This window comes from Flavobacteriales bacterium, assembly GCA_029248105.1.
GTDB lineage: Bacteria > Bacteroidota > Bacteroidia > Flavobacteriales > UBA7312 > UBA8444.
The window spans coordinates 1-23,584 of sequence record JAQWJZ010000045.1; the positions used below are offsets into that span (position 1 = coordinate 1).

The following is a 23,584-nucleotide window of genomic DNA, read 5'->3' on the forward strand; positions in this document are numbered from 1 at the left end:
CTTTTAAACAAAGATTAGATTTAAAATATCCATTTTTTAGTTCTACTTTTACATTCATAACTTTAAGTATTTGCTTTGAATTTTTATTTAATTCTTGAAATATTATCCGTTGTATTTGGATTGGTCTATCTTGTTTTATTAATCAAACAGAATATTTTGTGTTGGCTATTTGGTATTGTTGGCTCGGCATTGAGTATTTTTCTGTTTTATCATTCTAAGTTATATTCAGAGGCTATACTTTATTCGTATTATGTAGTTATGGGATTCTATGGCTTTTATCTATGGTCTAGCAAAAATACGGATAATTTAAGTGAAACCAATTACCTTAAGGTTAGTGATAAAGGTCTTACGTTTCATATTTACAGTATTTCTACTGCTTCAATATTGGCTTTAATTTTGGCATGGTTTTTCGATACTTACACCGATGCAGACAAGCCTTATCTCGATGCTTTCACAACTATATTCAGTTTTTTAGCAACCTATCTTGAAGCAAAAAAAGTACTTTCAGCTTGGGTGTATTGGATTGTCATTAATGGTCTGACTATCACATTGTATTATAGCAAGGGACTGGATTATTACTCTGGACTAACGGTTGTTTACTTTGTTATGTCCTTTGTAGGTTATATGCGTTGGAAAAAAGAACTGGCTTAGTTCTACTTTCCGTGACATTGTTTGAACTTCTTTCCACTTCCGCAAGGGCAAGGTTCATTTCTTCCTACTTTTTGCTCGACTCTTACTGGCTGAACATTGGCTTGTTTTTTTGGAGCGTTTCTTGAATTGCCACCTATGTCTTGACGACCGGTTTGCAATTTTTCTCTTGCTACATTTTGTTCTTGTTTTACAGACGTTTGTTCAGGTAGGTTGGCCTTCATCAAAAATGATACGATATCTTTATTAATTTTCTCAATCATCTGCTTGAACAAATTGAAAGACTCAAACTTATAAATAAGTAGTGGATCTTTTTGCTCGTAGGTGGCATTCTGAACCGATTGCTTCAAGTCATCTAGCTCTCTAAGGTTTTCTTTCCAAGAGTCATCAATAATGGCTAAGCTAACCCCTTTTTCAATCGATAGAGGGATATTTCCTCCTTCAGAATCAAACGCTTCTTTAAGGTTGGTGACTACTTGCAGTGTCTTTAGGCCATCTGTAAATGGAATGACAATATTTTGATATGTTGCCGATTGATTCTCATAAACATCTTTAATGACAGGATAAGTCTTTTGTGATATTACTTCAGACTTCGCCTTATAGTTTGTTATAGCATTTTGATATACTTTTTCGGTTAACTCTTCAGATTTCAATGATTTAAATTCTGATTCATCAACAGGGCAACTTATACTCAAAAAACGAATTAATTCTAACTTAAACCCTTCAAAGTCTTGTGCACTTTGATATTCATTAACTATAGATTCTGATGTGTCGTATATCATATTATCAATATCGACAGCCAAACGTTCGCCAAATAGAGCGTGTTTTCTTTTCTTGTAAATAACGGTTCTCTGAGCGTTCATTACATCATCATACTCTAGCAATCGCTTTCTTATGCCAAAGTTATTTTCCTCAACTTTCTTTTGGGCACGCTCTATTGACTTGGTTATCATAGAATGTTGAATAACTTCGCCTTCTTCCAAGCCCATTCTATCCATCATTTTAGCGATTCTATCAGAACCAAACAGACGCATAAGGTTATCTTCTAGAGACACAAAAAATTGTGACGAACCTGGATCTCCTTGACGACCGGCACGACCTCTAAGTTGTCTGTCGACACGTCTAGAATCGTGGCGTTCAGTACCTATAATTGCTAAACCTCCATTGCCTTTGACTTCATCACTAAGTTTGATGTCCGTACCACGACCTGCCATATTGGTAGCTATGGTTACATTACCCGCTTTACCCGCTTCAGCAACAATGTCAGCTTCTTTCTGATGAAGTTTTGCATTAAGAACATTGTGCTTTATGTTTTTCATTTTAAGTAGTCTGCTCAGTAATTCTGAGATTTCTACCGATGTAGTTCCTACTAGAATAGGTCTTCCTTGATGACTTAGCTCAACAACCTCATCAATAACAGCATTGTATTTTTCTCTAGCAGTTTTATATACTTTATCTTCTCTATCATCTCTTTGGATAGGGCGATTTGTAGGAATTACAATAACATCTAATTCGTAGATGTCCCAAAATTCTCCAGCTTCAGTTTCGGCTGTACCTGTCATACCAGACAGTTTGTTGTACATTCTGAAGTAGTTTTGTAATGTGATTGTTGCAAAGGTTTGGGTTGCAGCTTCTATTTTTACGTTTTCCTTAGCTTCTATTGCTTGGTGAAGTCCATCAGAATAACGTCTTCCATCCATAATACGACCTGTTTGTTCATCAACAATTTTTACTTTGTTATCCATCAAAACGTACTCAACATCTTTCTCAAAAAGTGTATAAGCTTTTAGCAGTTGATTAACAGAGTGGATTCTTTCACTTTTTATGGAATAATCTCTCATTAGCTCGTCTTTTTTTACGAGCTTCTCTTTTTCATTTAAGTCTGATTTTTCTAATACTGCAATTTCGGCACCAACATCAGGCATTATAAAAAAGTTGCTGTCGTCAGAATTGCTAGTTATGAGATCTATACCTTTATCCGTTAGTTCAATGGCATTATGTTGTTCATCAATTACAAAAAAGAGGTCTTCGTCGACCTTAGGCATTTCTTTACCTTGGTCTTGCATGTAGAAGTTTTCTGTTTTTTGGAGCAGTGTTCTTACACCATCTTCACTTAAATATTTGATAAGTGCTTTATTCTTTGGAAGTCCTCGATATGCTCTCAATAGCTTGAAGCCTCCTTCTTTATCATTGCCTTCGTTTATCTGTTTTTTAGCGTCTGCCAAAACGGTATTTATAAACTTCTTTTGAGCATCTACTAAAGAACTTATTTTATGTTTTAGTTCGTTAAATTCGTGTTTATCTCCTGTTGGAGTCGGTCCTGAAATGATCAGGGGAGTACGAGCGTCATCAATAAGGACAGAGTCCACCTCATCCACAATAGCATAGTTGTGAGGTCTTTGTACCAAATCCTGTGGTCTTCTCGCCATATTATCTCTAAGGTAGTCAAAGCCAAACTCGTTATTTGTACCGTATGTAATGTCTGCCATATAGGCTTTTCTTCTTTCTTCAGAGTTAGGCTGGTGTCTGTCAACACAGTCGATTGTTAAGCCGTGAAATTGATAAATAGGCCCCATCCATTCACAGTCTCTTTTAGCTAGGTAGTCATTAACTGTTACAAGGTGAACTCCTTTACCAGCAAGCGCATTTAAATATACAGGTAGGGTAGCCGATAAAGTTTTTCCCTCTCCAGTTTGCATTTCTGCTATTCTACCAGAATGAAGAACATACCCACCTATGAGTTGAACGTCATAGTGAACCATATTCCATTCTATTTCATTACCTGCGGCAATCCATTTGTTGTAGAATGTGGCTTGATTTCCATTAATTTCAACGTTGTTATACTCAGCGGCTAAATCTTTATCAAAATCATTGGCAGTTACAATGATATTTCCTTGCGAAAACCTGTAAGCTGTTTCTTTAACTACAGCAAAGGCTTCAGCTAAAATTTCATTCAGAGTTTCTTCAGTAGTGCTGACAATCTCTTTTTCTAATTTGTCTATCTGTGCATATAAATCTTCTTTTTCTTGCAGTTCAACATCTGTGTTTTCAGCTTTTTCTGTCAACAGTTCTATTTCACTTTGAAGATTTGAGGAAGCGTCTTTAATCTGTTTTTTAAACGATTCAGTTTTACTTCTTAGTTCATCATTGGATAGCGATTGAATAGAAGGATAAACCGCTTTAATTTTATCAATGATAGGATTTATTTCCTTTAAATCTTTATCGTATTTGTTACCAAAAAGTTTTGTTGTAAAATCGAATAGTCCCATCGCTTAAAATTATGCTGTTAAATTATGGATTAGCAAATTTACTTTTTTAAGAGATACCCTTGACTTTTTGCATAAAAAAAAGCTGCAAAATTGCAGCTTAAAATTTTAATACTCATCTTCATTGAAGAAGAAGTCGTCTTTATCTGGGTAATCTGGCCAAATATCTTCTATAGAATCAAACATTTCACCATCATCTTCTAATTCTTGAAGATTTTCTACGACTTCCATAGGTGCTCCAGAGCGAATTGCAAAATCAATAAGCTCATCTTTATTAGCTGGCCAAGGTGCGTCTTCTAGTTTTGATGCTAATTCTAATGTCCAATACATAACCTTAAATATTTTTTGCAAATGTAATTTTTTTAGTCAAATAGACAATGTTTTTTTTACATTCTAGGCTTCCAAGGTATCTCTTCAGCGTTTAATTTTTTAGTGAGAAAACGGCTCAAAACAAAAAGATAATCAGATAATCGGTTGAGATATTTGAGAATTAAATCGTATTGAAGTGTTGTTTCTGGTAAATCAACTACTAAACGCTCAGCTCTACGGCATATACATCGAGCAATGTGACAATAAGATACGGTGGTATGTCCGCCAGGTAAAATAAAGGATTTCATCTCTGGTAATTCTTCATTCATTTTATCAATTTCTTGCTCTAAAATGTCAATATCCTTTTCTTCAATGAGAGGAAGTTTCATTTTGTTTGAAGCACCTTCATTGGCTAGTAGAGCTCCTATGGTAAATAGTCTGTCTTGGGTCTCAACTAACATTTCAAATGATTGTTTGTCAATTTCTTGATCCCTTACTAGTCCAATATAAGAATTAAGCTCGTCAATAGTGCCGTAAGCTTCAATTCTAGAGTTGTTTTTAGGCACTCTTTTTCCACCTATTAGCTGGGTAGTTCCTTTATCTCCTTTTTTAGTATAAATCTTCATTTCTTAAACTTATTCCCTTGGTGATTTATTAATTTTATCACTTTCTATTTCCCCATCTCTTAGCCTTATTATACGATGGGCATATTGAGCGATATCTTCCTCATGTGTTACAATAATTATGGTGTTGCCATTTTTATGAATATCTTTAAAAAGAGCCATTATTTCTTCAGAAGTAGCACTATCAAGATTTCCTTTGGGTTCATCTGCTAGAATTATGGATGGATTGTTAACTAGGGCTCTGGCAACAGCAACACGTTGTCTTTGTCCTCCTGATAATTCATTCGGTCTATGATTGACTCTGTCGGATAGATTAACCTTTTTGAGTGCGGTTAGTGCTTTTTCTACCCTCTCTTTTTTGTCATAACCTGAATATATTAGTGGCAGCATCACGTTTTCTAGGGCAGTAGATTTTGGTAGTAGGTTAAAACTTTGAAAGACAAAACCGATTTCTTTATTTCTGATTTCGGCAAGGCTATTGTCATTTAATTGACTAACATTTTTATTAGCTAAATGGTAATTTCCATTTGTTGGTGTATCCAAACAGCCAAGAATATTCATTAATGTAGATTTGCCAGAACCAGATTGTCCCATTAAAGCAACAAATTCATTTTTTTCAATAGAGATATCAATTTTCTTTAGGGCTTTAATGGTTTCATTACCCACAAAAAAGTGTCGTGCTATATTTTCAATTTCAATAACTGCCATAGTTGGTGTAAAGTTAGTTAAAAACGAATGATAAAATTTTCTTTGACTTGCTCTTTTCTAAAAAACATGATACCTGTGTAAAATAAATCAACACTTACCTTAACTTCTTTATGTTTTATTATTTGATTCCAAGCTTTTTCCATTTCTTGTGACTTGTGGATATTGCTTATGATCATAACACTATTATTGTGTGTGTATTTCAGACAATTTTCAAAATTATCTATTATTTTTTCTTCATGAATTTGAGGCTTTAAAAATATAAAGTCAAACTTCTTCGTTAGGCTGCTACGTCTTGTGCCTAGCTCGGACTCCATTGTTGGAACTGTTTTAAAGTAAGATACATTAACTTTAGTTTGAGTATTGGTTAGAAATAAGGGTTCGAGCTCTTTAGAATTCCCTATTTCTAATAGATTTATGGATTGCAGATAGTTCGTTATTCTATATATTAATTTTAAACGCTTTACGTTTGGGTAGGAAAGGTTTGTATCTTTTATCTGATGGATTTTTTCGTACTCTTTTTTATGACCTTTATCATTGAATACTTTCGTCACCAAGTCATAAATAAATGGGGAATGTACGCCATGCTTAGTTGTACTTAAAAAAAGATATTTAAGGTACTTTACAGATAAAAGTAATTTGCTCATTCAGCAAATGTAATAATCTATCTTAATAGTGTTATTGAACCCTTTTTTTGAAAAGTTTTACCAGTCATAAGAGATTCAACGGTTATCGTATAGATATAAACTCCAGATGGCACTTGACCTCCATTTTTGTAAGAGCCGTCCCAAGAAATAGTTTCGTCATTGCTATAAAAAATAGATTCGCCAAAACGATTAAATACTTCAAATTCATAATTTACCCCTTCTATTGAAAAAATAGACACTTCGAATGTATTGTGCATGTTGTCGTCATTTGCAGGCGTAAATGAGTTTGGCACAAATACTTCAAATAACTCTTTGAAGTTTGCACGAATTGCATCTGGTGATTCTACTGTAAAGTTAGAATATACTGCGTTTTCATCAGGATTGATTTTATTATTCTGATAATCCCAATGAGAGAATCTCCATCCGTTAGTAGGTATCGCCTCAAGGTTAACATTTTCCATGTATGGATAAGTTATTGTCGAATCTTCAACATTAATATTTTGTGCTCTAATTTGACCACTTCCTTCGGGAAAAACTTGATAACTGACGTCATAAAAAATATTAGCATCGTAATAAATAGTTATAGTATCAGATTTGTTTACGCTAAACCCTTGCAAAGGGGATATAGATTGTCCAGAAATATACCCTCCATTATTAGAAGTGAAATATAAAAATTCCCAATTGATATTGGATTTAGCTTCTAAGCTAATATTGGTGCCGTAAAACTCTGTTGTTGTATAGGGAAAAGTTGATATATTGTTTCCATTGATTAAAAATTCAATATCAGCGTTTGATGGCTCAAGAATGTAGGTAATATCAAAGGTTTGTTGATTTAAATGTAAGACTACAGTGTCAGAGCTATTAGCAATTATATTTACATTTTCATCTGTTGTTGTTGGTGAAAAGGAGTGATTTGTACTGCTCCAATATCCCATTTCCCATCCTAAATTAGGTTGAGCACCAAGCATAACATTTGAGTTGTCAATATAACTTTGAGTATAAGGGAACGAAGTAATTGATGTGCCATCGATTGATATATTTCCTGACCCAGTTGGCTCAACTAAAAATGTGATTTCGTTAGCGTCAAAATAGAAAATGATAGTAATATCTCCTTGTAATTCTAGAGAGAAATCAGTATCTGTTTCGTTATAATTGTAATTTTCATTACTCACAATTTCATAATAAGAGAAGTTTCCGTTTGCTACGCTAAAATCAATATCGATTCCTCCAAAATATTCTCCGCTAAATGGTGTGTTTGTTTGATTTATATCGAAAAAATTGTTGAAATCAACTTCTCCTATACCCTCTATAACTATGGTTACATCAAATGGTCCTTCAACATCATAACAGTCTACTATGGCAGCGTTTAGAAAGGTGCAGCGTTCATTCATGAAATCCTTCATGAAATTTACATTGTCCATCCATTCATTATATGTTCCGCCCCAAGTGTCTATTTGGTCTTGCATTTCAGGCTCTATTATTCCAATAAGACTGTCCAAGTGTTGAATCATAAATTCACAGGATAAATAGGAATTGGAAAGATTAGACCAGCGATTGATATAGTCGTCAAAGAATTCTTCATTTTGAATTAAAGCATTCCATATCGGGATATGTCCCTGACCTCCTATATTTCCTAAAGTTTCAGCATCACAAGGATCTGCATCGGGATCAGTGTTTGGAATGTTAGTATAATTTGCGCCATGATCAAAGGTGTTATCCATGTCCCATAGAGCATATCGCCACTTCTTTTTGTCTCCGTCTTCTTCAAGACCTTTCCACCATGCCGTATTCCAATTGAGCCAATCTGCATTTACAGTGTAAGAATTAAGGATATAATAATCTATCAAACTCCCAACATTATAACGGTCCTTAGCGTAATCATAGTTAGCCTGAATAGCCATATCGTTACCAGTAATGTAGTTTCTAATATCATCCCAGCTATTTACAACCGTATTTGGGTCTTGATCATCAGTAAGAACATCTACCCACGTGCCTCCCCATGTTTTGAGAAACGCTACTGAATCTTGATCGTAATGGATGTCAGTGTAATCTAAATCGTCAACTTTTTCTCTCAGTTCATAAACCCCCCAGTATTCTCCGTTAAGATACATAACACAAGATTCATGGGAGCGTTCGTCTAACCTTAGATTAGCGACTTGAGAAAGGGATTGAACATAAGCATCTCTGATGTGCGCTCCAGAGCTGCCATAAGAAAATGGATAGTTGTCATTAGCTGCACATTTGACTATGAATCGTTGGAATCGATCCCTATCAATGTCATTAAATACCTCTCCTTTTATGGCGTAATTGTAGCCAAATTGATCTCTAGTAATATAGTCGAATCCTCTTTGTGCATAAGCCCATGAATCGTTCCCATGTTCATTGAACTCTCCTCTAGCTTTATCAAACAAGCTTCCATCAGAATTATAAATTTCAAAAGTTCCATTAGGTTCTATTTGTTGCCCTCCCGCTATTAATTCATAAAGCTCAGGGTTAGCTAGATTGTCAGATTCTCTGCCTGAAATAGATAGTATTTTCATACTGTGTGATACTCCAATAAAATAGGTGCCGTATTCCATAAAGCTTGGAAGAATATCGGGATCATTGCTATACGCAACAGCTTTTAATACAGTGGTGTTATTTATAGCTATTGGTCCATTGTAAAGGTTGTCCGAATCGTCAGGAAGGCTACCGTCTGTAGTGTAATAAATGGTATTTCCTGGGTCTGCTGTAATACTGACATTAATCGGAGCTGCATGTATTCCAGCTATTGGATTAAATGTCGGCGTAGAGCTATAGTCTACGAAACCATTGGTATTTATTGCGCCTGGTGTAGGGTTAGTGAAGACAGCTTTGGTGTCGTCAGTATAGTTCATTCTGCCTCTAGAAGAATTGGTTAGGCATGGTTTAATAAATACTGAGTCAACAACTGTTAATCCGTCTGGATCAGTTAGAATAATCCATTCATTATTTTTTGTTTGATGAAGTTTGAAACTTGTGTGTATATTATTACCATTTATTTCATTTCTACCAGAGCAAAATACTATTAGGTGCTCGTTAGGATTGATGTTAACATCTGAGCTAAATTGCCATTTGGTGAGATTATCTTCTTTATCACTCAAATAATATCCATTAAGATTTATTGTTGCCGCTGAGGAATTATATAGTTCGAACCAGTCTTCATTATCACCATAGTTGTCGGCGAAATCATCAAAATTGGCAGCAGAATACTCATTAATAACAATTTGGCTATGAGAGCTTATGCTCACAAAAATCAATAAAGAAATCAATAATAATCTCATAAACTCGGGTTAATTGATTAAAGTACAAATATAGGTGTTTAAACACCAACAAAAAAATATCTTTAGTCAATAAGCTTACGGCTTCAACGCAAGTTATGAACTAGAACTTTAGCTTTTAATGTTAATCATTGATACACTTCTGGAGATAAACTTTGTAAGATTTTTACCTTTTAGTAGTCCTTGTGATAACAATGCTAAATCAAGAATTTGACTGACAAGCTCAGATTGTTTATTTTCATCACTTTCGTTTATTAATTGACTCATAATAGGATGGTTTGAATTTACTGCCAAATTATAGCTCTCTGGTAGTTCACCAAAAACATTCATACCGCCAGAAAGTTGCTGCTGTTCTTTAATTCTTCGCATAAATTCACTTTGTGTTATGATGAAAGGGGTGTCAGTAGTCGACAGACTTTCAATTTGAACATTAAATTTTTTGTCATCTATCTTTTTTTCAACGATTTCTTTTAGTGTTTTTTCTTCGTCTTCACTCAAAAGAGATGGTGTTTTATCCTCTTTCTCAATAATTTTTTCAATAGTATCAGCATCAACTCTTGCAAATTGAACATTACTATTTTCAGATTCTAACTTGGATATAAGATGACTTACTAATGGGCCTTCTAGTTCAAGTACTTCATAATTTTTTTCTAGTGCACTATTAATGAAGCTATCTTGTTCGTCTTTATTGTGAGTATATAGAATAATTGTCTTTCCATCTTTGTTGGTTTGATTGTCTTTGATTCGGTCAATCATTTCGTTAAATGTAGCGTATTTACCATCTGTGTTTTTATAAAGGCTAAAGTCTTTAGCTTTTTCAAAAAACTTATCTTCTGTAAGCATTCCATATTCAATAAATACTTTAATGTCGTCCCATTTTTTTTCAAAATCCTCTCTATCGTTTTTGAACATAGAGTTGAGTTTATCCCCAACTTTTTTAGTGATGTATTTTGATATTTTCTTGACATTTCCGTCTGCTTGTAAATAGGAACGTGATACATTCAATGGTATGTCAGGTGAATCAATTACACCATGTAAAAGGGTCAAAAATTCAGGTACTATATTTTCTACATTGTCAGTAATAAATACTTGATTGCTGTAAAGATTTATTTTGTTTTTCTGTACCTCTAAATTATTTTTGAGTTTTGGGAAATATAAAATTCCGGTCAAATTAAACGGATAATCAACATTGAGGTGAATATTGAAAATAGGATCGTTAAATTCAGTAGGATATAATTCTCTATAAAAGTTGGAATAATCTTCTTCTTTTAGATCTTGAGGTGCTTTTGTCCAAGTTGGTTTAGTGTTATTGATAATGTTATCAACTTCTTTTTCAACTTGTTTTATTTCGCCTTTATCATCTTTTTCACCTTTAGGATCGTCTACAGAAATGGTTTTTGTTCCGAATTTCACTTCTACGGGAAGAAATTTACAATATCTATTGAGTATCCCATTTATTCTTCCTTCTTCAAGAAACTCTTTGGATTCCTCGTCAATGTGTAATATGATGTCAGTTCCTTTGGTTTTTTTAGTGGTTTCTTCAATGGTATAATTTGGCGAGCCGTCGCATACCCACCTTACAGCTTTGCTATTTGGTTTCTGACTTTTTGTGATGATTTCAACCTCTTTTGAAACCATAAATGAAGAGTAAAAACCTAATCCAAAATGCCCAATAATTGAGTTTTTGGCATCTGCATCTTTGTATTTGTTTACAAACTCTTCAGCTCCTGAAAAAGCAATCTGGTTAATGTATTTGTCTACTTCTTCTTCGGTCATTCCTATACCGTTATCTCTTATAATTAAGGTTTCCTTCTTTTTGTCAATTATAACCTCTACGCCTAATTTATTCACATCGGTTTTTAATTCACCAATAGATTTTAGTGTTTTTACTTTTTGAGTTGCGTCCACAGCGTTGGACACCAATTCCCTTAAAAAGATTTCATGGTCAGAGTATAAAAATTGTTTAATTATTGGGAAAATGTTTTCCGTTTGTACATTAATGTTGCCTTTTTTTGCCATCAGATTATAGTGTTTTTTTAAAGTAAACGGCAATAATTATGCCATACTTAACGAACTGACAAAGTTAGTTTAATGGGATTGTTTCAAGATTATTTTTATGAAAATTTGGCAGGTTTGTCTTAGTATGCTGAAATTTTAGTGCTTAGCACTTGTCCTTTATCGTATTCCACTATTGTTATTTGAGAATTTAGTTTAGATGTTTTTTGGGAATAAAAATTCCATGTCCCATCTCGTTCATTTTCTAAAAAAGCACCTTCTCGAAGAAGGTTTGTGTTTTCGTCATAATATTTGCAGTCCCCATTAAGTATTCCATTTTTAAAATTCTCTTCAGATTCTTTATTGCCATTTTCAAAATAGGTGACTATTAGACCTTCTTCTTTTCCCATTTCATAATTTCCTTCACTCTTTAGTTTCCTATTCTGGTAGAAAAATTTGCAATTGCCATTTCGGTATCCATCAGACATATTTATCTGATATCTCCAATTGCCATTTGGCCACTTTCTTTCCCAGTAGCCTTCTTTATAGCCATCTTTATAAACGCCTTTACATTTGAAGCTACCGTCAGCATGTGTACGTTCCCATTTTCCTTGAAGTTTCCCATTTTCATCGGATTTATTTAATGTGTCGTTATTAATAATTAACTGTGTATTTGGAGTTCCTTTGTCTTGTCCTCTTTCTTGTGCTTGACTATTGAGGGAATAACTAATTAGTAAAAGGGCTAGATATATTGTTTTCATGTCTTTTAGGGAGGGGGTAAAAAAAAGCCTCGTTATATCAACGAGGCTTATGAGGTTATATTGTTTACTGTTCTACTCGATAACAATAGGCTTTTGCACAACCTTACTTTTCGATTCAATTTGAATATAGTACATGCCTTTGGTTAAAGATTCTTTTTTAATAATATAATGATTGGAAGTCACATTTTTATATTCCCGTAATATTCTTCCTCTAATATCTATGACTCTAATAATGAGTTTTTCTCTGTTAGAGTTTTGAAATTCTAAGTTTGTTTCACTACTAAATGGATTTGGATAAATGTTGAAATTAAAACTTTCATTTTCTACTACAGATGTAACGCAATTTTCTATACACGCCTCAAGAGTTTGAAAATATCCTGTACCATCTCCAGGGTCTGTACAGTCAAAATTACTATTGCAGTTATATGATTTAGGAATAATCGTCAAGTTAGTTATTATGATGCTATCACAGCCGTTAATGCTGAGTAACGAATCGGTATATATGCCCGTTTCGTCATAGGTTTGATTACCAATAGTTATGGATTCTCCTTCTGCGATTTCGATATCATTTTCATAAACTTCTGTATTATTAATAGCCAGTTCTAAAATCAGTGTTGAATCACAGCCTGCTTGATTGGTGCTTACGAATGAATATTCACCGCTTTCTGTGAAAGTACTGCCATTCCAATCGTAACTATCGCAGGCTGTTATATCTTCTGTTGATTGATAAGAATTATTTATTGTGAGGAATAGTGTAGCTAATGAATCACAACCTTCAGTATTGTTTGAGCTATAGGTGTATATTCCGCTTTCGGTGTATGTTTCACCATTCCAACTGTAGTTGTCACAGGCTGTTACGGTATCGTTTGCAGGAGCAGAACTATTGTTAATATTTAAGATTAATATAGCTGTAGAATCGCACTCTGATTCTTCATTGAAGTTGATTGTATAAGTTCCGCTCTCATTGTAAGTTGTTCCATTCCATGTATAATTGTTGCAAGCGGTTATGCTAGTAGTAGAACTAGTTGAGCCGTTGTTTACAGTAAGGTTAAGGGATACTATGGAATCACATCCATTGGTAGTTGATAGCGTTTGGGTATATGTGCCACTTTCATTATAAGCTTCTCCATTCCATTCAAATGTTTGGCATGCTGTTATATATTCAGAAGTAAATACTGTGTTGAATACAGATAATTCAAGAATAGTCTTTTGGCAACTGTTATTATTGTCTTGTAAAATAGTATATGTTCCGCTTGTATCGTATGTTATTCCATAGAATTCATATGCTTCACAAACAGAAACGGTATCGTAAGTTATATTAGTGATTTCATTAATTTCTAATGAAAGTGTAACAATTGAATCACATCCATATGAATCGGCAAGTATATAGGTCGCTTCATTATTACTCTCATCGTACGTAATTCCATCAATCCAAGTAAATTCTCCACAATGTTCTTGAAAATCTATAACATTTGATATTCCTCTTATGGTTAAGTCTAGCCTACTAAGGCTATCACATCCATTAGTGCTAGTGAATATTTCTTCATAAATATCACTTTCTGAATAGGTTGTTCCGTTCCAGACATATTCTTCACAGGCGGTTATATTCGTTGTAGTTATTGAGGTATCTAAAAGGGTTAGGTTTAGTGTAATGATTGAGTCACATCCATTTGAAGAGTCAAAAATTACGGTCGCAGTATTGTTACTCTCAAAATAAGTTACACCATCAGTCCAAGTGTATGAGCCACAATGCTCTTGTGTATCAATAGTGTAACTATTGTTGATGATTTGTAAATGTAATGTGTCTTTAATGCATCCGTTAGGGCTGTTGTAAATATACGTTCCGCTAGCATCATATACGCTGCCATTCCAACTGAAATTATTACAAGCTTCGACAGTGTCGTTTGATGAGCTGAAATTGTCCATGATTGTTAAGTCAAGATTGACAATTGAGTCACAGCCAAAGGAATCTGTAAGAGTATAGGTGGCTGAATTATTACTTTCATCATATGTAATTCCATCAATCCAAGTGAATGATTGACATTGAATCTGGAAGTCAAAAACATTTGAAATTTCTCTGACAATTAAATTTAGAGTTATCAAGCTATCACATCCATTACTAGCTGTGGATACTTCTTCGTATATACCGCTAGTAGTATATGTTGTTTCATTCCAAGTATAGCTGTTACACGCAGTGTCAGAAATAGTATTAAGAGAGGTTTCGAGAATATCTAGGTTTAGGGTAATTACTGAATCACAGCCATTAGCAGCGTCTAAAATGATACTCGCAGAGTTATTATCTTCTGAATATGTTATGCCATTTAGCCACATGAAAGATTCGCAGTGTGTTTGCGAGTCTATCGAATAGCTGTTTTCGAGAATTGTTAGATTTAAAGTTTCGTTGATACATCCGCTTTCGTTAGTAAATGTGTATGTACCGCTTGAATTATATGTTGTTCCATTCCAATAAAAAGAATTGCATGATTCAATAGTATCTGCCGGAAAGTTTAAGTCTTCCGAAATGGTTAGGTTTAAAGTTATTATTGAGTCACAGCCGATGGCATTTGTAAGAGTGTATGTAGCTTCAGAGTTACTTTCTGTATATGTTACGCCGTCTACCCATGTAAAAGGTGAGCAGTGTTCTTGAATGTCAACAGCGTATGAGTGCTCGTCTAATTGTAGTATTAGCCTAGCTGTGCTGTCGCAGGCTTCAGAATTAGAAAATATGGCGTCGTATGTTCCGCTTTCTGTATAGTTTGTTCCGTTCCATTCGTATTCTTGGCATGCTGATATGCTTGTTGTTGATAGTGGTGAATCAATAATCGTGAGGTTTAAAGTGGCTGTTGAATCGCAGCCATCAGAACTAGAAGTGATAAAGTTGTAAGTTCCACTTTCGGTATATGTTGTCCCATTCCAAAGAAATGATTCGCAATGCTCTTGATTATCAATACTGTTTGCTGAATTGTTTATTGTTAACTCTAGAGTTTCTATTCCACAGCCTTGATCATAAGAGTTATAGTAGTAATAGATTCCGCTTGTATTGTAAGTAGATCCTTTCCATTCGTGGCTATCGCATTTTTCTTCATAATATGTTAATGATGGAGAACTCGGAATTATGGTTAAGTCTAAAGTGATGATGGAGTCGCAACTGTTAGAGCTAAATATAGCATCAACGGCTTCAAAACTATTGCTAACGGTGTATGTTATTCCGTTGATCCAAGTGAAAGAATCACAGTGATGCTGAAAATCAATTTCGTAACAGAATTCATCCTCTTCTGAGTCTAAGCTAGTGATTGCTAGAATATCATTAGAAATATATAACGTAAAAAATAGGATTAAGAGTTTGATTTTTGGATTCATTCTAGATTAAGATTAAGTTCTTGTAAATTCTACACTATCAAATTTACAAAAAATAGTGTTAAATCATGTAGCCCATAGTTTTTTTTATCAATTAAAACCTTTTTTTTTATGCAAAAATTATAAATCAATCAAAAAACATAATATATTTACATAAAATTATAACCTTATGAAGACCTTAGTACAAGTTTCATCACTTTTGTTTGTGTTTTTAATTTCCTCATGTGATTTTAAAGAAGATTATGAATTGCCGAGTTGGGATATTGAGGCCTCTGCACCTATAGCTACGAGCAGTGTCAGTTTTGATGATTTGCTCGGAGACACCACACTTTCAATAGATACACTTGGTGATAAAAGCTTAGTTTTTGTTTATCAAAAGGATTTGGTAGAATATAATTTTGATGAAATTGTTGAGCTAAATTCAATTTCAATTAATAGATCAGAAGACCTAGGTAATGTGGATATTGATGATGTGTCTTTTTCTGATGGCGCAGCTTTACCTGCTACTCTTCAAAACTCTGCAGGTTTTCCGCTAGATAGCCCTTTTGAAAATGTTATCACAAATACATTAGAGTACGATGCAACAGATGATTTTTATTCCATAACATTTGCTGATGGTACAATAGAGTTGGCGATTAAAAATGAATTTAGTTTTGATTTAAGCAATATCAATATTACAGTTCAAGCTCAATCACAAGATATTAATTTTGATTTTCCATATCTTTCTGCTGGTCAAACGGATACACAAACTAAAGATTTATCGGGAAAAACGTTGGACGGATTGATTGAGGTTTCTATTACCAATGTTGATATTCCTAGTCAAAATAATTTATTTAATTTTTCTTCTCAGGATTCTCTTCTTTTGTTTGTTGCTATCAATGACATTAATTTTGATGAAGCTGATGTTATTTTACCAAGCCAAGAGTTGATTAATGAGGATACTACATTTGTTTTTGATGCAGGTGGAGCCTTATTAAATAGAGTTAAGATGAGTAGTGGTGAAATTAATATGGATATTACTAGCACATTAAAAAGTGTATTAAAATTTGAATATAACATTCCTAATGCTACTCTAAACGGTGTGCCTTTTTCAGTTTACAGAGAAATACCAGCGGAAGGTTCCATAAACGAAACTATTTCTTTAGCAAATTATGAGTTTGACTTAACAGGTCAAGATGGTAATCAAACCAATACCATTTATGTTGAATCATATGCTAGAATAGATTCTACCGGTGAGCAAGTTTCTATTTCTGTTGAAGATGGTGTTGAAAGTTCAATTTCTATTGAAAATATAGCGCCTTCAGCAGCTTGGGGCTTCTTGGGTCAAGACACCATCACTGAAAGTCGAGAAACCTCATTTTTAGATTTAAGCGCTCTGAAAGGTGATATTGACTTCGAGTTTGTTGAGGTGAAAATGGTTACCGAAAATAACTTAGGTGTTGCTGCTGATTTACATGTTATGAAAATTGAGAGTTCGAGCAATACATCTTCTATTGAATTAGAAAGTCCATTATTGGCTTCGCCTTTCACTATAGCACCAGGAATTGAAAGTTTAGATCCTGCTAATCCAGTATCTCCAACAATTACAGAAATTATTTTTGACGAATCTAATTCTAATATTGATAAAATTGTAGAAAGTAAGCCTAATAGTATAGCCTTTGATTTTGAAATGGTTGTGAATGGAGATAATAATAACCAAAATGATGGTTTTATTTATCTTGACTATGGCGTTAGTTCAGAGTTGCAAATCGAAATACCTGTATCGATGAAAGCGTCAAACATGGTAATGAAAGATACTGTTGATGTTAGTTTGTCTGTTCCAGAGATTATAACAGATGGTTCATTTACAATCGTAGTTAACAACGGATTCCCTTTTGATGCTGAAATCAAGATGGAGCTCATGAATAATGCAGGATTACTTTTAGAAACGTTGGAAAGTGAAAATATTGTTAGAGCTAGTGAGGTTGATATTGATGGTGTAACAGTAGCGTCTACTAATAGTGTTCTTAAGTTTCCTTTCGAAGATTTAAGTGTGCTTTTAGCTCGAACAAAAAAAATAGGAATAGAGATTACTTTAAACACACAGCCTAGCGAACAATTTGTCAAGCTATATAGTGACTATTCTATTGACATGACAGTGATTGCTAATTTTGAAAAATTAATAAGTCAGACAATTTTAGAATAGTATATATTCAAAATTTAAGACACTTTACATACAGATGATGAAAAACATAGCCTTAACATTCAGTTTGTTTTTACTGCCGCTTATTTCACTGGCTCAAGACAAATATAGTGTTGAATTGAATTCAGATATTGGATTGTACAATACGGCATTAGATGCTCAAACATTACTCAATTCCTTTGACTATATCGACGATGACCAAAAACAAGCCATACTAAGAAATATGGATGATGAAAATTATTTCTACGTTGACATTAATAATGTTATAAAATTTTCAAATAAAAAAGGATTGAGTTTAGCATTTGGAAATCATGTGACTTCCTATGGAATATTTGACGGTGAGATTGTTCGTCTAGCTCTTTATGGCAACACTAATTATTCTGGTGAGAGTTTTGATTTAACACCAGTAGAGGGTAAGTTTTTTCATTATTCGGATATTACCTTAGGTTTTAAGCTGACAGACCAATTGTCTTCTTCAGTATCACTTATTGCAGGTCACCAATTTGTTTCTGGTGAGTTTTCAAAATTAGACTTTTCATCTGCCGAATATGGTCAATCTATTTCCTATGATATGGCCCTAGAAGGTATTGAAAGTGTACCTGTGCGTTATATAATTGATAATAGATCCGATCTTGTTAAGCTCAAAGGTATAAATGAATTATTAAAAAGTGCTGGTAGAGGTTTTTCTGTTGGCTTTGATTATGAAGGTGAAATTTATGATGGGGAATACACTATTTCAGTCAAGGATTTAGGTTTTATTAAATGGGATGATGGCATACAAACAAACACATATAGTTTTGAAGTTAATGATCTTATTGTTCCTATGGAAGTCTCTGATTTTTCAGATATTGAATCTAGTTATTTTACTGCTGAATTGGATACCTTAAGAGATATCATCAACCCTGTCAACGAAAGTTATACTTTTACACTCCCCGCTCGATTAAATGGTTCTTTTAATAAGGGAATTGTTGGGAATAAATACACTGATGGATATACTATAACTGCTGAGCACAGAGTTGGTATGTATCCTATGCCAAGACTTGCGATTGATTTTCATAAGACTTTGAAACAACACGAGTTTATTCTTGGATATCATCTTGGTGGATTAGAAAAAAATGGGTTACAATTTAAATACAATTATAAGTCTGAGTGTATCCATTTTCAATTATTTACGCGACAAGCTAGTGTATTTGACCTTAATTCTATGTATGGTATAAACGTTGGAGTTGGCTTGAAATTTCTTTTTGGTAAAAAAGATAAAGAAACGCCAGAGAAATAGACTTGATCTTCATTATTAAAAAAACTGCTTAATTTTTGAGGTGTTTTTTCGCACTAAAGTGCCTATGCTTCCAATTTTATTCTTTCGAATTGCTTTGTAGTCTTCATAAGTCTTTAGGAGAATGTTTTTAAGGTTTTTGTTACTGACTCCACCTACTCTCATTCTAGTAATCACGCTAGGCATGTATTGAATTTTTAAGCTTTCATCTTTAAATACTCTTAACATAAAATCATAATCTGCTGATATTTTAAAGTTAAGATCAAATTCACCATGTTTTTCATAAACCTCTTTTTTAAGAAATAGAGTAGGGTGCGGGGGAGTCCATCCCTTTCTTAAAAGTTTTTTGTTAAAACAACAGCTCTTCCAACTCCTTATAACTTTGTTGATGTCGATCTTTTCTACGTATTCTAAATCGCCATAAACACCGTCAATGTCTTTCTGTATAAATGCTTTCTTAATTTTTTCTAGAACGTCTGTATCATATAGAAAATCATCAGAGTGAACAAAACCTATAATGTCTCCTTTGGCTTTCTCTTTTCCTTTGTTTAATGCATCATAAATCCCTAAATCAGACTGTGAATAGAATTTGATATTATCATTTTTTTCCAAAAGAGGTTTTAATCTTTCATCTGTTGAGTCTGTTGAAAGTCCATCAATTATAATAATCTCAATATTTTTATTTTTTTGTCTTAAGATTGAGAGTATGCAGGATTCTATAAAATGTGCGCGGTTAAATGTTGCAGTAATTATGGAAATTTTCATTTAATAAAAAGAATTATAGCAATATAATTAATTTAAATGACTGCTCGTTAAAATCTGATTTATAATTGCATATTTCTTAGGCTTACTAACATTTCGTTATTAAATTTGTGTTTTTGTTTGTTGTTATTTTTTTTTTATATTTAATCAATTCTTAACCTAATTTAGTACACATTGAGTACAATTATATACGGCTTGTCGCTTTTTTTTAATGAAAATCTCTTGTTATTTTCATTAGTTATTCTCTTGTTTTCATTTTTGCTTTCGTACAGGTCTTTTCCTTTGATTGTATATATAAGTAGGATAAAGAATTTAACAGCTACTCCAAATGAAAGAAGTTCTCATGAAACAAGTATACCTCACCTCGGAGGTCTTGGCATTTCGTTTGGTGCTTTCTTTGTGTCTGGATTTTTCGGTTCCTTTATGCTGTCAGCTAACGATATGTCAATTCTCTTATCTATTACGGCTTCTATTGTAATTCTTTTTACAGCCGGTGTTAAGGATGATATTATGGGCTTGTCTCCTTCTTTAAAATTAATGGCTGAAGTTTTATCAGCATTTATTTTTATTGTCTTAACAGATATTCGTATTGATAATTTTTATGGAATATTTGGTATATATGAAATCTCAACTTTTATATCTTATTTATTTACGGTTTTCGTATTTGTTGTTGTAATTAATTCTTTCAATTTGATTGATGGTATAGATGGTCTTGCAGCATCTGTAGCGATTATCATTTTATGTCATCTTTGTTATTATTTTTATAAAATAGGATTAGTAGTTGGACTATTAAGCGCTTCAGCTACTATTGGAGGCTTACTTGCTTTTCTTAGATTTAATATCAGCAAGGGTAAAAGAAAAATATTTATGGGAGATGTAGGGTCATTAGTTGTAGGCTTTATTTTATCTTTTACGACTACAATGGCTTTGTCTTCAAAATTTAATGCGTCATATGATTTTGAAAATAAACCAATTTATATACTTGCATTATTCGCATTTCCTTTTTTAGATACAATAAGAGTATTTATTTTAAGGGGTATCAAGGGAAACAGCCCTTTTGCTGCTGATAAAAACCATCTTCATCATAAATTGTTGAAATATGGCTACACCCATATACAGTCAACTTCATTGGTCATTTTATATTGTTTACTTGTTATTGGCATATCTAATTTCTTTTTCGACAATTCTATTAATTTGCATCTTTTGATTACAATCATTGTATCAGTTGGACTGCTTGCTCTTCTTTTGTTGTTCTTATCTAAAAAGAATAAAAAATTAAACTAGTTCAATTGTGCCGCAATCAATTACATATTCCGCTAATAATTCTTCACTATCAATTAAGAGTGATATAACAAATTGGTATGTTATTTACACAAAGCCAAGGCATGAGTTTAAAGTTAATGAGCGTTTAATTCTAATGGGATTAACAACATTTTGTCCAACTATAGTAAAAGTAAGTCAGTGGAGCGATAGAAAAAAGAAAATCAAAAAACCTGCTCTACCTTCTATGATTCTTGTTAATCTTAATGAAAAAGATAGAAATGTAGTTTTTGACTGTCCTGGTGTTGTGCGCTATATGTTTTACGACAAAAAAATTGTCACTGTTTCCCAAAATGAAGTCGATGTTCTTAAAAATCATTTAGAGGGGAAAAATTGTCTTAACTCCTCTATTTCTAGTTTAAATATTGGTGATCATCTAAATATTGAGCAGCTTCAAAATCGTGTTGGAGAAATTGTCAAAGTAACTTCCAGCAGAGTCTGGGTGAAAATCCAAAGTCTAAATATTAAGGTTCGTTTAGATATAATTTAATTTTCCTCTTTTTTTTAAGTACTTTTGTTACTCATTTGAATTTAACAACTTATATGAGTCTGTAATTCATTGTTGCCAAACTAGTATAAAAAAATATGCTTAACTCGTTAATAACATCAAAAACCAGATTAAGAGTGCTTGTTAAGTTCTTTATCAGAGCTGCTAATAAAGGTCACCTTAATGCACTTGCTTCAGAGTTTGGTGAGTCCACCAATGGTGTTCGTAAAGAGTTAAATAAGCTTAAAGATGCAGGATATCTAATAAGTAACAAAGAACAAAACAAAGTCATTTATAGAGCTAACACTGAACATCCTTTATACTCAGTTTTACAACAATTAGTTAAAAAGCATTTGAGACTAGATGAAATGGTTGAGGCCATAGTTAAGCGTATTGGCGATGTGCAAAAAATAATATTGATAGGAGATTACGCTAAGGGCATAGATTCTGGGCTCATTGAGGTTTTATTGATTGCTAAAAATATCAATGAGAATTACATCATTGAGTTAGAAAAAAAATTAAAAAATAAAATAGGCAGAAAAGTTGTCTTTACGATGGAATCAGAAGATGATGGAATTGTGCTATACGATAAAGAAATAATGTACTATGAAAATTAAATCAATTTGCTGTATAGGAGCAGGATATGTTGGTGGTCCAACTATGGCCGTCATTGCCTTGAAGTGTCCACACATTAAAGTCAATGTTGTAGATATTAATCAAGACCGTATTGATGCTTGGAATGATGATAATTTAGATAATTTACCAGTATATGAGCCTGGTTTAGCCCAAGTAGTTAAAGAGGCTAGGGGTCGTAATTTATTCTTTTCAACTGATGTGGATAAGGCTATTAATGAATCCGAAATGGTATTCATTGCTGTAAATACCCCTACTAAAACATATGGTGAGGGTAAAGGTCAAGCGGCTGATTTAAAATATGTAGAATTGTGTGCTCGAACTATTGCAAGGGTAGCTAAAACCGATAAAATAGTCGTAGAAAAATCAACTTTGCCTGTAAGAACTGCCGAGGCCGTACAAACTATCTTGGATTCTAATGGAAATGGCGTTCACTTTGAGGTGCTTTCTAATCCTGAGTTTTTAGCTGAGGGTACGGCTATTCAAGATTTATTTAAGTCAGATAGAGTTTTGATTGGTGGTCAACAGACTGAAAGCGGGAAAGAGGCGATATCTGCTCTTGTTGATATATATGCTAATTGGATTCCTGAAGAAAAGATATATACAACTAATGTCTGGTCTTCCGAATTATCCAAGTTAGTGGCTAATGCCTTTTTAGCACAACGTATAAGTTCCATAAATAGCATATCTGCCTTGTGTGAAGCGACTGAAGCAGATGTTGATGAAGTGGCTACAGCTATTGGGATGGATTCTAGAATTGGCAATAAATTTTTAAAGTCTTCAGTCGGTTTTGGAGGCAGTTGTTTTCAAAAAGATATCCTTAACTTGGCATATATTGCTAAGTCACTTGGTTTAGATGAAGTTTCGGAGTATTGGAATCAAGTCATCAAAATCAACGATTATCAAAAAAGACGATTTGCTCAGAAAATCATTAAGTCGCTTTTCGGAACAGTTTCAGGCAAAAAAATTACTTTTTTGGGTTGGGCATTTAAAAAAGACACTAACGATACCCGAGAGTCAGCAGCTATATACATTGCTGATATACTCATTGAAAATGGAGCTGAAATTTGTGTATATGATCCTAAAGTTAGTGAACAACAGATGCTTTCTGATTTAGATTATTTGAATAGTCGTTCATCTGAAGAAAATAAAAACGCATTAAGTTATTATTCAGATCCATTAAAAGCTTGTGAAAACTCACATGCAGTGGCAGTTATCACAGAGTGGGATGAGTTTAAATCTTACGATTGGCATAAAATTTACGATAACGTTATGAGTCCAGCTAAAGTTTTTGATGGTAGAAATATTTTAGAT

17 protein-coding genes are annotated in these 23,584 nt (G+C 33.4%); 7 read left to right on the top strand and 10 right to left on the bottom strand.

The window, feature by feature from the left end; genetic code table 11:
- Nucleotides 1–75 precede the first annotated feature (75 nt).
- Nucleotides 76–651 carry a nicotinamide riboside transporter PnuC gene (gene pnuC / locus P8I29_08070; GenBank protein MDG1917742.1) on the top strand — a complete coding sequence of 192 codons (576 nt, stop codon included), beginning with the start codon at nt 76–78 and terminating at the stop codon, nt 649–651.
- Between the two features lie 2 nt (nt 652–653).
- Here the strand turns inward: pnuC and secA are convergent, their stop codons facing one another.
- The 9 genes from secA to P8I29_08115 form a co-directional block, all read right to left on the bottom strand.
- Nucleotides 654–3,917, bottom strand: a complete 3,264-nt coding sequence (gene secA / locus P8I29_08075) for a preprotein translocase subunit SecA (protein ID MDG1917743.1) — start codon at nt 3,915–3,917, stop codon at nt 654–656.
- 105 nt (nt 3,918–4,022) lie between these two features.
- The gene (locus P8I29_08080) at nt 4,023–4,244 is read right to left on the bottom strand and encodes a DUF2795 domain-containing protein (GenBank protein ID MDG1917744.1); all 222 of its coding nucleotides are present in this window, start codon (nt 4,242–4,244) and stop codon (nt 4,023–4,025) included.
- A gap of 56 nt (nt 4,245–4,300) precedes the next feature.
- The gene (locus P8I29_08085) at nt 4,301–4,849 is read right to left on the bottom strand and encodes a cob(I)yrinic acid a,c-diamide adenosyltransferase (protein ID MDG1917745.1); all 549 of its coding nucleotides are present in this window, start codon (nt 4,847–4,849) and stop codon (nt 4,301–4,303) included.
- A gap of 9 nt (nt 4,850–4,858) precedes the next feature.
- Entirely contained in the window at nt 4,859–5,554 is a 696-nt protein-coding gene (locus P8I29_08090) for an ABC transporter ATP-binding protein (protein MDG1917746.1), read from the bottom strand.
- 17 nt (nt 5,555–5,571) lie between these two features.
- Nucleotides 5,572–6,198: a hypothetical protein gene (locus tag P8I29_08095; GenBank protein MDG1917747.1), complete on the bottom strand. Its 627-nt coding sequence runs from the start codon at nt 6,196–6,198 to the stop codon at nt 5,572–5,574.
- Nucleotides 6,199–6,215: 17 nt separating this feature from the next.
- On the bottom strand, nt 6,216–9,500 hold the full coding sequence (locus P8I29_08100) for a CotH kinase family protein (protein MDG1917748.1): 3,285 nt from the start codon (nt 9,498–9,500) through the stop codon (nt 6,216–6,218).
- 108 nt (nt 9,501–9,608) lie between these two features.
- Complete coding sequence (htpG, locus tag P8I29_08105) at nt 9,609–11,516, bottom strand: molecular chaperone HtpG (GenBank protein MDG1917749.1); 1,908 nt, start codon at nt 11,514–11,516, stop codon at nt 9,609–9,611.
- 119 nt (nt 11,517–11,635) lie between these two features.
- The gene (locus tag P8I29_08110) at nt 11,636–12,253 is read right to left on the bottom strand and encodes a toxin-antitoxin system YwqK family antitoxin (protein MDG1917750.1); all 618 of its coding nucleotides are present in this window, start codon (nt 12,251–12,253) and stop codon (nt 11,636–11,638) included.
- A 72-nt stretch (nt 12,254–12,325) separates the two neighbouring features.
- Nucleotides 12,326–15,613 (bottom strand): T9SS type A sorting domain-containing protein, encoded by a 3,288-nt coding sequence (locus P8I29_08115; protein ID MDG1917751.1) that lies wholly within the window; start codon nt 15,611–15,613, stop codon nt 12,326–12,328.
- A 166-nt stretch (nt 15,614–15,779) separates the two neighbouring features.
- Between P8I29_08115 and P8I29_08120 the strand changes: the two genes are divergently transcribed.
- Together P8I29_08120 and P8I29_08125 are read left to right on the top strand one after the other, a co-directional pair.
- Nucleotides 15,780–17,795 carry a hypothetical protein gene (locus tag P8I29_08120; protein MDG1917752.1) on the top strand — a complete coding sequence of 672 codons (2,016 nt, stop codon included), beginning with the start codon at nt 15,780–15,782 and terminating at the stop codon, nt 17,793–17,795.
- A gap of 34 nt (nt 17,796–17,829) precedes the next feature.
- The gene (locus P8I29_08125; protein MDG1917753.1) at nt 17,830–19,071 is read left to right on the top strand and encodes a DUF5723 family protein; all 1,242 of its coding nucleotides are present in this window, start codon (nt 17,830–17,832) and stop codon (nt 19,069–19,071) included.
- A 15-nt stretch (nt 19,072–19,086) separates the two neighbouring features.
- On the opposite strand, the gene P8I29_08130 is transcribed toward P8I29_08125, so the two are convergent.
- Complete coding sequence (locus P8I29_08130) at nt 19,087–19,833, bottom strand: glycosyltransferase family 2 protein (GenBank protein ID MDG1917754.1); 747 nt, start codon at nt 19,831–19,833, stop codon at nt 19,087–19,089.
- Between the two features lie 171 nt (nt 19,834–20,004).
- Between P8I29_08130 and P8I29_08135 the strand changes: the two genes are divergently transcribed.
- The 4 genes from P8I29_08135 to P8I29_08150 form a co-directional block, all read left to right on the top strand.
- The gene (locus P8I29_08135; GenBank protein ID MDG1917755.1) at nt 20,005–21,114 is read left to right on the top strand and encodes an MraY family glycosyltransferase; all 1,110 of its coding nucleotides are present in this window, start codon (nt 20,005–20,007) and stop codon (nt 21,112–21,114) included.
- A 7-nt stretch (nt 21,115–21,121) separates the two neighbouring features.
- Entirely contained in the window at nt 21,122–21,640 is a 519-nt protein-coding gene (locus tag P8I29_08140) for a transcription termination/antitermination NusG family protein (GenBank protein MDG1917756.1), read from the top strand.
- 95 nt (nt 21,641–21,735) lie between these two features.
- On the top strand, nt 21,736–22,254 hold the full coding sequence (locus P8I29_08145; protein ID MDG1917757.1) for an ArsR family transcriptional regulator: 519 nt from the start codon (nt 21,736–21,738) through the stop codon (nt 22,252–22,254).
- Nucleotides 22,244–23,584, top strand: a 1,341-nt coding sequence (locus P8I29_08150) for a nucleotide sugar dehydrogenase (GenBank protein MDG1917758.1), incomplete at its 3' end; no start/stop codon positions are given. The genes P8I29_08145 and P8I29_08150, both read left to right, overlap by 11 nt.

Excerpts from the sequence above, each read along its gene's own strand:
- P8I29_08080 (MDG1917744.1), bottom strand. The coding sequence starts at position 4,244 with ATGTATTGGACATTAGAATTAGCATCAAAACTAGAAGACGCACCTTGG.
- P8I29_08130 (MDG1917754.1), bottom strand. The coding sequence starts at position 19,833 with ATGAAAATTTCCATAATTACTGCAACATTTAACCGCGCACATTTTATA.
- P8I29_08145 (MDG1917757.1), top strand. The coding sequence starts at position 21,736 with ATGCTTAACTCGTTAATAACATCAAAAACCAGATTAAGAGTGCTTGTT.
- P8I29_08115 (MDG1917751.1), bottom strand. The coding sequence starts at position 15,613 with ATGAATCCAAAAATCAAACTCTTAATCCTATTTTTTACGTTATATATT.
- P8I29_08100 (MDG1917748.1), bottom strand. The coding sequence starts at position 9,500 with ATGAGATTATTATTGATTTCTTTATTGATTTTTGTGAGCATAAGCTCT.
- htpG (MDG1917749.1), bottom strand. The coding sequence starts at position 11,516 with ATGGCAAAAAAAGGCAACATTAATGTACAAACGGAAAACATTTTCCCA.
- secA (MDG1917743.1), bottom strand. The coding sequence starts at position 3,917 with ATGGGACTATTCGATTTTACAACAAAACTTTTTGGTAACAAATACGAT.
- P8I29_08085 (MDG1917745.1), bottom strand. The coding sequence starts at position 4,849 with ATGAAGATTTATACTAAAAAAGGAGATAAAGGAACTACCCAGCTAATA.
- P8I29_08125 (MDG1917753.1), top strand. The coding sequence starts at position 17,830 with ATGATGAAAAACATAGCCTTAACATTCAGTTTGTTTTTACTGCCGCTT.
- P8I29_08120 (MDG1917752.1), top strand. The coding sequence starts at position 15,780 with ATGAAGACCTTAGTACAAGTTTCATCACTTTTGTTTGTGTTTTTAATT.
- P8I29_08090 (MDG1917746.1), bottom strand. The coding sequence starts at position 5,554 with ATGGCAGTTATTGAAATTGAAAATATAGCACGACACTTTTTTGTGGGT.
- P8I29_08095 (MDG1917747.1), bottom strand. The coding sequence starts at position 6,198 with ATGAGCAAATTACTTTTATCTGTAAAGTACCTTAAATATCTTTTTTTA.
- P8I29_08110 (MDG1917750.1), bottom strand. The coding sequence starts at position 12,253 with ATGAAAACAATATATCTAGCCCTTTTACTAATTAGTTATTCCCTCAAT.